The organism is Streptococcus sp. 2018WUSS126, from assembly GCF_044427425.1.
GTDB classification, from domain to species: domain Bacteria; phylum Bacillota; class Bacilli; order Lactobacillales; family Streptococcaceae; genus Streptococcus; species Streptococcus hashimotonensis.
The window spans coordinates 68,147-78,516 of the sequence record NZ_JAOTGB010000012.1 but is presented as its reverse complement, the minus strand read 5'-3'; the positions used below and the strand labels follow the sequence as shown (position 1 = coordinate 78,516).

Here is a 10,370-nt window from a genome sequence, read left to right as displayed (position 1 = left end):
GCCAGTAACTTTAGTGTACTCTTTTTTTCAACATTTTCAACCCTAAAAATTCCTTGAATCTGCAGCTTTAGGCAAAAACAGAACTTAGTCTGAGACTAAATTCTGTTGGTGTTATGCAGTTTTCTCAAAGTAACTTCTGGAAGGACAGGAACTAGAACTTACTTTGAGAATTTACCGCTGTTTTCCCATTTTTACCAAATAATCACACGGTCTTCTTTAGCACGCCACATGCCGTCGCCTTCTTGAACGCCAAAGGTTTCATGGAATTCATCGAAGTTTGGCAACTGGATGTTGGTGCGTAGGTGACCTGGTGCATGGACATCGACACTAGCTAACATCTGCATGTACTCAGGACGAGCCTTCATTCGCCAGATGCGAGCAAAGTTAGTGAAGAATTCCTCTGCGGAGAAGTCTTCCTCTGACTTGGCTGCTTCTAAGGCTGCAGCAATCCCACCAAGGTCGGCAATGTTTTCTGACACGGTCAACTTACCATTGATTTTGGCACCGTAAGAATCCTGACCCTCAAACTGGTCAATGACCTGCTGAGTACGAGCTTCAAAGGCTGCATAGTCTTCCTCTGTCCACCAGTTATTAAGGCTACCATGCTCATCAAAGGAAGCACCGTTTGAGTCAAAGGCATGGGAAATCTCGTGGGCAATAACCGCACCGATTCCACCATAGTTAGCTGATGAAGACTGCTCCAGCGAGTAGAAAGGCGCCTGCAAAATCGCCGCCGGGAAGACAATCAAGTTTTTCTGTGGGTTATAGTAGGCGTTGACCATGTGGGCTGGCATACCCCATTCCTTAATATCCACAGGCTTGTTCCACTTGCTCCAAGTATAGCGAATATCCACCTTAATCAATTCAACAGCATTTTCCACCAAGGACTTGCTTGGGTCAACAATCTTCTTATAATAACGCTCTGGCAAGGCATCTGGGTAACCAATGTAAGGCTTAATAACATTGAGTTTGACAATGGCCTTGTCACGCGTTTCCTGAGCCAACCAGCCTGCCGTTTCCAAACGAGACTTGTACACCTCAATCATCTTGGCAACCTTGGCTTCCACATCTGCCTTAGCCTCTGGTGAGAATTTCTCCCCTGCATACCAAAGCCCCAAGGCCTGACTGAAGAAACCTTGAGCCAAGTTGTAGGCTGCCTTTTCCGTATTCTGAGCCTGTGGCGTACCAGAAAGAGCACGAGCATAGGCCCCGTCCAAAATCCGAATCTCGTCCGATAAGAAAGAAGTATAAGAACGAGCCGCCGCAAAAATCAAGCCAGCCTTGAGCAAGTCCCAGTTTTCAGGACTGTAAATCTCATCGGCTGCCTGCCAGAAACGCTCCTCAGGCACGATAATCTTGTCTGGCACCTGTCCTAAAATCTCCTCAAAGAAAGCAGTCAGTGGCAAGTTTGGTGCCAAGGCTGCAAAGTCTTCCCATTGGTAAGGATGATAGAGTTTGGCATACTCTGACCCCTCTTCATTGGACAGAACATACTTAGCAACAATTGCATCCAAGGCCAAAACCTTGTCCAAGAGCTCTGCAATTTCCTCATCGCTAAAGCCAAATTTAGGCAAGAGAGTCTCCTGACACTCCCGCCAAGTCTTGAGTAATTCTGCTCCTTTTTCATGACCTTCTTCATAGTAGGTCGTATCTGGTAAGATGGTCGCTATGCCATAAGCCCACAGAACATTGGTTTGGGCATCCATAAAGTCAGGTGCCACACCAAAAGGCATGAGGTTTGGCTTGCCTGCCAACTCATATTCTGCCAGCTTGCTGGTAAATTCTTCGAAAGAGTTGAGAGCCTTGTACTCTGCAATTAAGGCTTGTGCTGGTTCTGCTCCCAAACGGTCACGGGTTGCATAGTCGGCTACTTGTTTGTGAAAGGCCACAAAGTTTTGCAAAACGCTATCTTCTGGGACGTTTTCTCCCGCCAACCAAGCATTGGTCGTGTCAATCATGAGCTTTTCAATCTCGTCCGCCAGGTCTGAGAAACCACCTGTTCTTGGCTTGTCATCTGGAATCACGGCTGTTTTTGCCCATTCACCATTGACGTATTCGTAAAAATCATCTTGTAAACGTGTCATTGATTTTCTCCTTTGGCTTTCTTAATGACTATAATAACAAAAAATTCTGACAATTTCACTTATCAGATGACCGTGACCAAGTATTTTTTAAAATAATACTCGAGCAAACCACAAGAAGGCTGATAACGGCACAGGTTCCTGACATGGTTAAATCCAGTTGATTGGCCACTAAAAAACCAAGCACAACCGTTAGAATAGCGATACCTTGCCCGAAAATAAGCAATTGCCAAAAGGATTTGACCCAATGTAGGGCAGCCATACTTGGTGCCACCAAGAAAACAATAACAGTCATCGAGCCAATCGCTTCAAAGGCCAGAACAGTAGTTAAAGAAACTAGAATCAAAATAACCATTTCTAACATCCTTGTTCGTAAGCCAGACAAACGAGCATGGTTGCTGTCAAATAGGTACACTTGTAAACGATGGTAAGCCCAAGCAAAAAATAGAACGATAACCAACCAAGCCAAACTCGACTTGACCAGACTAACAGGGAGTGACCAGGCTAGAACATCCATACGATGGAGAGGAGCAAAAAGTACTTCCCCCTGCAAAACCAGATCCACATCCAAGTGAACATTGCGAGCAAAAAGAGAAATAAGCAAAACCGCCACCGCAAAAAAGAAAGAAAAAACTAGACCTGTTGCGGCATCATGCGCTATCTTTCGACTATGCAGACGGTCAATGGCAAGAACCGATAATAACCCAAACAGACTAGCACCAACTATTAGCAACGGCGAATCCAAACTGTGACTAATAAAAAATCCCAGAACAATCCCAAGCAAGACAGAATGCGATAGCGCATCTGCCAGCATCGATTGATTTTTTACAACCAGTATCGAGCCGAGCAAGCCACAAGAACTAGCAATAACCATCAAAATGAGTAATACTTCAAACACGACCATTCTCCTTTCTGACATAGGTAACATACACAAATGCAGACAGGGTCAGACCTGTCAGACAGACGATAATAGTCGGTCCGGTCGACAAGCCAGATACACTAGAGCTAATCCAGGTCCCTACAAAAGCCGACCCAATTGCAACGATTCCTGCCAGTAACAGACTCTTGTGATATGATTTTCCCAGCATTAAGCCAAAGACAGCTGGCGCAATCAAAAAACTACTCATCAAAATAGCCCCGACTAACTTTAATCCTACTGCAATTAGACAAATCATTAAAAACATCGTCAACTGCTGTAAGTACTTTACACGAACACCAATAACCCTTGCAAAAGTTTGATCAAACAGATACAGCTTATAGTCTTGATAAAAGAAAGCAAACAATACCAAAGCCAATAGGGAAATGAGTCCGATGAGTATCACATCATCCAGCTGAATAAAGGCTGCCTGTCCAAATAGATAGGTTTGCAATCCAGCTTGGGAAGCCCCTGCAAAGGCTTCATTTCCCTGAATAGCATTTTTCAAGACCATTCCCAAACCAAAGAAAGAAGCAGACACCAATGAAAGGGCATTGACTAGACTGTGACCACCTTTTCGACGCAGCCAATGGACAAGTGCATAAGAAAGGTAGCCTGACAACACTGCTCCTAACAGCAAGTAGAGAGGATGTCGCGACTGAAAAATCATGAAAGAGACAAGCACTCCAGGATAAGAAGCATGCCCAAGAGCATCCCCAAGCAAACTCTGTCTAGTAAGAACAGATATACTTCCGATAGTACTGGCTGCCACAGCTAGGCTAACGGTCCCCAAAGCAACTGTCCAGAAAGAATATTCTTTGAAAACCTCAAACATGACTGCCTCCTTTGGCATTTCCTAGAAACAGCCCATTTCCTATACCGTAGGTCGCCTGATAATTCTCACTTGTCAAAGTCTCATCCATCGGACCAGAATCAATCACATGCTTATGAAGCCAGACAAGGTGATCAAAGTAGGCATCCAGCGTCGTTAAGTCATGATGAATGACAATGGAAGTTTTCCCTTCACATTGGAACTCCTTGAGCATATCCATGATCATGATTTCTGTTGCCTGATCAATCCCTGCCAGAGGCTCATCCATAAGGTACAATTCTGCTTCCTGTGCCAGGGCTCTCGCTAAAAATACCCGCTGACGCTGCCCACCTGAAAGCTGATCAATCTGACGATGGCGTAAATCCGCAATTTTTAACCGCTCTAGAGCCTGCTCAACAATCTGTCTATCAGCCTTAGTCGGTCTTCTAAACATTCCCTTACTATGAGCAAAGCGTCCCATCAGAACAATTTCAAAGACTGTTGCAGGAAATTGCCAGTTTACTTGACTGGATTGAGGAATATAGGCTACTTTTTGAGCAATCAATCTCTCTAGACCTGCCTCCTGACCAAGCAAGCGAACCTGCCCTGTGTCAGGTTTTTCCAACCCCAAAATGACCTTGAATAGACTGGACTTCCCAGCACCATTCGGTCCAACAATAGCCGTCCGACTCCCTCTGGGAATCACCAAATTGACATCTTCTAAAGCCATGGTCTGGCTGGCTGTATATGCTAAATTGACATCTTTTAATTCAATGATTGCTGACATATTTCCTCCTATTTTTAAAAATGATATACCTCATTCATACTCAATGAAAATCAAAATCAGACCAACCTACCAAGCTGAGAAAGTCGATAAGATTAAGATACGTACCAACAAATTGCTGGCAAACCCTATACATCGCTCATTTCAACACATCAGTACATGAATTTGATTTTCGCAGAGCACCAATGCTTCTTTCAATTGTATGTTTATAATTCTGTTAAAAATGGTCCAAAAACGGAAAGAACTCGACCTAGACCGAGTCCTTTTTACTACTCATTTGAAATCCCTATTCACGCACAGACTACTGATATATAAAGTCCAGCTGTGAACCAACAGCACCGAGGTCTACAAACAGTATTTCTAGTCAAGGACCTCAGATTTGCTACTAACGCCTATCCTCCCCCAAGCGTTGCTACCTCCTATAGAAAGAGTCCTATACTGCTTGTGCTCAAAACAATTGATTGTCCCTCATATTGGTACCTATCAACTCTACCTTCGGCAATTTCTCTAGTCTTCATTGAATAGCAAGTCCGTTCGACCTGTACTATTTCAGATATTTAACCATCAATGTAACATTATGTTTGTACATGTCGATAAAGGTATCCCCTTCCTCGCCTTCTGGTGCCAAGGAATCTGAGAACAACTCCTTACCTTCGCCTGTAACAACTTCAACCTGACCGCCTTTGGCTTTTACTGCCTCTTGCAATTTCTTCATGCGTTCTGGATTAGTTGTAGACTCTGTAAAGATAGCCTTGATATTGTGGTCGATGATTAGGTTAACTGTCTCAATCATGTCACTGTTAGCCACTTCTGAGTCGGTGCTCACGCCTTGAGGAGCATAGAGAGTGAAGTCATAACTAGCAGCAAAGTAATTAAAGGCATCATGCGGTGTTACCAAATAGCGACTTTCTTTTGGAATCACACTTAATTCTTTTTCTACCCAGGCATGCAAATCATCCAGCTGCGCTTGGTATTTTTCTGTATTTTTCTGAATCATCTCAGCTTTAGCAGGTAAGAGTTTTTGTAGTTCCTCTGAAGCTACAGCTACAGCTGACTTGTACAAGGGAATTGAAAACCAGAAGTGCGGATCGACAATCTCTTCTCCATCCTCATCCATCGTATTCAAGTCTTTTGCATTAAAGTTTTTAGAAACAGCTACTCCGGTCTTCTCCAAAGCTTCAACCATTTTACCTTCAAAGTGCAAACCGTGGTAGAGAACAAGGTCAGCCTTTTGTAATTTTGATAAATCACTAGATTTGGCTACGTACAAATGAGGGTCTTCTCCTGCTGGAATCAGCAAATCACGTTCCACCTCATCGCCTGCCAACTGATAGACCATGTCATTGAGGAAGGAAGTAGTCACAGCCACTCTTGGCTTACTAGAGCCTTCTGTGGTCTGCGATGGACGACAAGCTCCTAGTCCTATTAGGGACAATAGCAGAGCAAAACTGAACAATATTTTCTTCATATAGGTTCTCCTTTTATTTTTATTAAGCATACCTAACTTTATAATTAGATTAATCTAAAAAATTCATTTTGTCAACTGATTTTTAAATTTTTTGATATAATAGTTTCAGTAGAAAGCGAGTTCTCATGACACCAAACAAAGAAGATTACCTAAAATGTATTTATGAACTGGGTCAATTAGACCAAAAAATTACCAATAAACTCATTGCAGAGAAGATGGCCTTCTCCGCACCAGCCGTTTCCGAAATGCTCAAAAAAATGGTAGCCGAAGAGCTCATTTCTAAGGATGCCAAGGCAGGTTATCTCCTCAGCCAAACTGCCCTTGAAATGGTAGCCAGCCTCTATCGCAAACACCGCTTGATTGAGGTATTCTTAGTTGAGCAACTTGGCTACTCTCCAGAAGAAGTACATGAAGAGGCTGAGATTTTAGAACACACCGTTTCAGATCACTTTATCAATCGCCTAGACCTGCTACTGGAACAGCCTCAAACTTGTCCTCACGGGGGAAGCATTCCTCAAGCAGGACAACCGCTCATCGAACGCTACCAGACACGGCTATCACAGCTAACTGAGACAGGGAACTACCAGCTTGTCCGTATCCATGACTTCTATCAACTCCTTCAGTACTTGGAACAACATGAATTAGCTGTCGGCGATTTACTAACTGTCACAGACTTCGACCACTTTGCCCAAACCATCACCATCCAGTACAAGGACAAAGAGCTCGCCGTCCCAACAGCCATCGCTCAACAATTATTCATCGAAAAAAGCAATCGCCCAGCTTAAACAAGCTGAGCGATTTTTTTCTTCTAAAATAAATAGTTACCTCTTTTTCAAATTACGGAAAATAGATCTGGCTGCAAAAAATAGTTGCCCACATACATACACTAACCAAAGTAGGAACCCTATATAAAAACAGCCCAATAGAAAGTGAGGGTTATAAGTTAAAGGCTGCAAGACAAACATGAGAATCCCTACCAACCCCCACCGCATGCCCCAGGTCATCTTTCTCTGGATAATCCACTCCAGCCAATCTTCTCCAACTGAACTTCTGGTTTCCAGATACTCTTGATTAAGGTCTTGAAAAATTTTTCTCATATTCTCGCTCACCTCATCCTAACTTCAAAGCATAAACTACCACTTTGTGACAATATTATTATAGCACATTGTTTTCAAATAACCAATACTGTCGAAAAAACCAGCCTACTTGGGCTGGTTTTCTTGGAGTCGCTCTTTTAGGCGGCGACGGTACAAAATCTGTGATGGAATGAAATAAAGAAAACTTGCCAAAATAATCCAACGTTTATCTATTCCACTAAAGTAAATCACTAAAATCAAAAGAAACGCAGTCGTCAAATAAAAGAAATGATTTGTGAGCAATTTTTTCATAGCAGCCTCCATACCTATTTTTTTAACATTAGTATATCAAAATACATAAATAGAGTACATACCACTGCCGAAAATTTTACTTATTTTTCGTATCCAAAACAATGGTCACCGGCCCATCATTGACCAGGCTAACCGCCATATCCGCCCCAAAAATACCCACTTCAACAGGCACAAAGGCTGACAAGGCTTGGTTAAAAGCATCATAGAGTTGGCTGGCTAGGGCAGGAGCTGCCGCTCCTGTAAAGGCAGGGCGATTGCCTTTTTTGGTGTCCGCAAAAAGGGTAAATTGGGAAATAGATAAAATCTTGCCCGCCACATCTTGAACGGACTTGTTCATCTTGCCTGCCTCATCTGAAAAAATCCGCATATTGACGATTTTTCGAACAGCATAGTCCAGGTCTTCCTGGCTGTCATCTGGTCCCACACCGACTAGGAGCAAGAGCCCTTGTTCAATTTGCCCATGGATACTTCCGTCGATGGTCACACTGGCCTGTGATACACGTTGTAATACAATTTTCATCTTATCCGTTGGTCCTTTTCACTGAGTAAACTTCTGGCACCGACTTGATCTTGTCCACCAGACTGGTCAAGGTTGCCAGGTTGGAAATACCAAAGGAAACATGGATGGTCGCAAACTTCATATCCTTTGTTGGCTGGGCATTGACCGAAGAAATGTTCTTGCTGGCATTGGTCAAAACCTTGAGAACATCGTTGAGAAGACCTGAGCGGTTGAGACCGTAGATGTCAATGTTTGCCATATATTCCTTGGTCGAATTCTCATCCTCCCAGTCCACATCAATCAGGCGGACATCGTAGTTTTCTTGGCTCTTGAGATTCATACAGTCTACACGGTGAACAGCTACCCCACGCCCCTTGGTGATGTAGCCGACAATTTCATCGCCAGGTACTGGATTACAACATTTGGCAATCCGTATCAGCAAGCCTGACGCCCCTTCAATGACCACACCACCTTCGTGACGGATTTTCAGACTATCTTTGTTGTCGTGTTTGACTTCGCCACCGTTGACCAATTCATCCGCGACAGCTTTGGCCTTAGCCCGCTCAGCTTCGCGACGCTCTTTTTCTGTCAGACGGTTAAAGATTGATATGGCAGAAACTTCTCCAAAACCAACTGCCGCAAAAAGGGATTCGTCGGTCTTATAGCTGGTCTTTTGCAGGACCTCATCCATGTGGCGACGGTCCAGGTATTGGTTGGGAACGTAACCATTTTCTTGGAGTAGGTTCTGAAGCATCTCACGCCCTTTTGAAACAGACAATTCCTTGTCCTGATTCTTGAAGAACTGCTTGATTTTATTGCGAGCCTTGTGAGTTTTAACCAAGTTGACCCAGTCACGACTTGGACCGAAAGAGTTGGCTGAGGTGATGATTTCCACCTGATCGCCTGTCTTAAGCTTGGTCGTCAGAGGCACCATACGGCCGTTGACCTTGGCACCTGTCGCCCGCTCGCCGACCTTGGTATGAATTTCATAGGCGAAGTCAATCGGTACGGAGTCCTTAGGCAATTCACGCACCGCACCATCTGGCGTGAAAACGTAAATACGCTCTGTAAAAATATCGTCCTTGACAGAATTTACAAAGGTTTGCGCATCCCCAGCTCCTTCTTGGAGTTCAATCAGGTTGTTAATCCAGCGCAACTCTTTTTCACTGGCAGTTGCCTTGCCACCACGCTTGTAAGCCCAGTGAGCTGCCACCCCGTATTCCGCCACCTGATGCATTTCCATGGTCCGAATTTGGAACTCGATTGGACCTCTCGGTCCGTAAACCGTGGTATGAATAGACTGGTAGCCGTTAGCTTTTTGGTTGGCAATGTAGTCCTTGAAGCGACCTGGCATAGGTTTCCACAATTCATGAATATACCCTAACATAGCATAGACATCGCTCGGAGTATCCATGATACAACGAATGGCAATCAAGTCATAGAGTTGATCAAACCGCTTTTTCTTATCGTGCATTTTGCGATAGATAGAGTAAATGTGCTTGGGTCTACCGTAAATCTGACCATGTAGATGGCGCTCCTCGGTATACTCTCTTAGCTTATCAACAACTTCATTGACCAACTCTTCCCGTTCACGGCGCTTCTCATTCATCATGCGCGTAATCTTGTAGAATTCAATCTCATTGAGATAGCGGAAAGACATGTCTTCCAATTCCCACTTGATAGAAGAAATACCTAGACGGTGGGCAAGCGGTGCATAGATTTCCATTGTTTCACGTGAAATACGTTCCTGCTTGTCCTTGCGTAAGTGCTTAAGAGTCCGCATGTTGTGCAAACGGTCGGCTAATTTGACCAGAATTACCCGCATATCTTGAGACATAGCAATCAGCATATTTCGGTGGTTTTCAGCCAACTGCTCCTCATGAGACTTATACTCAACCTTACCCAGTTTGGTAACACCGCCGACAATATGGCGAACCTCTGGACCAAATTCAGCCTCCATATCATCCAAGGTTACATCCGTATCTTCAACCACATCATGTAAGAAACCACAGGCAACCGTCACAGCATCCAGCTTGAGTCCTGCTAAAATACCTGCTACCTGGATCGGGTGTACAATATAGGGCTCGCCCGATTTACGAAATTGGGACTTGTGTGCCTCTGTCGCAAAATCTAAAGCTTTCTTGACAAATATAACATCTTCTTCCGGTAAATAGGTGGCTGTCAAGGCAACCACTTCCTCCCCAGTGTAGTTAATTTCTTTCATATCTCTACTCTTCCTCTTATATTTCCTACTATTCTACCATTTTCACGAAAAAAGAAAAAGGAATCTAACATAAGACTACTAATTACAAACAATCTAACCCAGACTCAGATTCAACGAACGTTCCTTTTTTCATTGTTTTTCTTACTATTTTCACTTATTTTTCAATAAAACGTTCAGAATTAGTCTTGAATTTTATATT

9 protein-coding genes are annotated in these 10,370 nt (G+C 43.6%); 1 reads left to right on the top strand and 8 read right to left on the bottom strand.

Annotated elements, in window-relative coordinates:
* Positions 1–191: 191 nt before the first annotated feature.
* The 5 genes from ODU34_RS05960 to ODU34_RS05940 all read right to left on the bottom strand — a co-directional run bounded on the left by ODU34_RS05960 (position 192) and on the right by ODU34_RS05940 (position 6,060).
* Positions 192–2,084, bottom strand: a complete 1,893-nt coding sequence (locus ODU34_RS05960) for a M13 family metallopeptidase (RefSeq protein WP_105178874.1) — start codon at positions 2,082–2,084, stop codon at positions 192–194.
* A 55-nt stretch (positions 2,085–2,139) separates the two neighbouring features.
* Positions 2,140–2,979, bottom strand: coding sequence for a metal ABC transporter permease (locus ODU34_RS05955; RefSeq protein WP_105178875.1), 840 nt, complete (start codon positions 2,977–2,979; stop codon positions 2,140–2,142).
* Positions 2,972–3,832, bottom strand: coding sequence for a metal ABC transporter permease (locus ODU34_RS05950; protein WP_105178876.1), 861 nt, complete (start codon positions 3,830–3,832; stop codon positions 2,972–2,974). The genes ODU34_RS05955 and ODU34_RS05950 overlap by 8 nt, the downstream gene beginning before the upstream one ends.
* Positions 3,825–4,595 carry a metal ABC transporter ATP-binding protein gene (locus ODU34_RS05945; protein WP_009910969.1) on the bottom strand — a complete coding sequence of 257 codons (771 nt, stop codon included), beginning with the start codon at positions 4,593–4,595 and terminating at the stop codon, positions 3,825–3,827. The genes ODU34_RS05950 and ODU34_RS05945 overlap by 8 nt, the downstream gene beginning before the upstream one ends.
* A gap of 541 nt (positions 4,596–5,136) precedes the next feature.
* Positions 5,137–6,060: a metal ABC transporter solute-binding protein, Zn/Mn family gene (locus ODU34_RS05940; RefSeq protein WP_044683026.1), complete on the bottom strand. Its 924-nt coding sequence runs from the start codon at positions 6,058–6,060 to the stop codon at positions 5,137–5,139.
* Positions 6,061–6,185: 125 nt separating this feature from the next.
* Between ODU34_RS05940 and ODU34_RS05935 the strand changes: the two genes are divergently transcribed.
* On the top strand, positions 6,186–6,845 hold the full coding sequence (locus ODU34_RS05935) for a metal-dependent transcriptional regulator (protein ID WP_002942034.1): 660 nt from the start codon (positions 6,186–6,188) through the stop codon (positions 6,843–6,845).
* Between the two features lie 417 nt (positions 6,846–7,262).
* On the opposite strand, the gene ODU34_RS05930 is transcribed toward ODU34_RS05935, so the two are convergent.
* The 3 genes from ODU34_RS05930 to ODU34_RS05920 form a co-directional block, all read right to left on the bottom strand.
* Positions 7,263–7,448 (bottom strand): hypothetical protein, encoded by a 186-nt coding sequence (locus tag ODU34_RS05930; RefSeq protein WP_024403053.1) that lies wholly within the window; start codon positions 7,446–7,448, stop codon positions 7,263–7,265.
* Between the two features lie 76 nt (positions 7,449–7,524).
* On the bottom strand, positions 7,525–7,968 hold the full coding sequence (dtd, locus tag ODU34_RS05925) for a D-aminoacyl-tRNA deacylase (RefSeq protein ID WP_024403052.1): 444 nt from the start codon (positions 7,966–7,968) through the stop codon (positions 7,525–7,527).
* 1 nt (position 7,969) lies between these two features.
* Positions 7,970–10,171, bottom strand: a complete 2,202-nt coding sequence (locus ODU34_RS05920; RefSeq protein WP_105178877.1) for a bifunctional (p)ppGpp synthetase/guanosine-3',5'-bis(diphosphate) 3'-pyrophosphohydrolase — start codon at positions 10,169–10,171, stop codon at positions 7,970–7,972.
* Between the last annotated feature and the right edge of the window lie 199 nt (positions 10,172–10,370).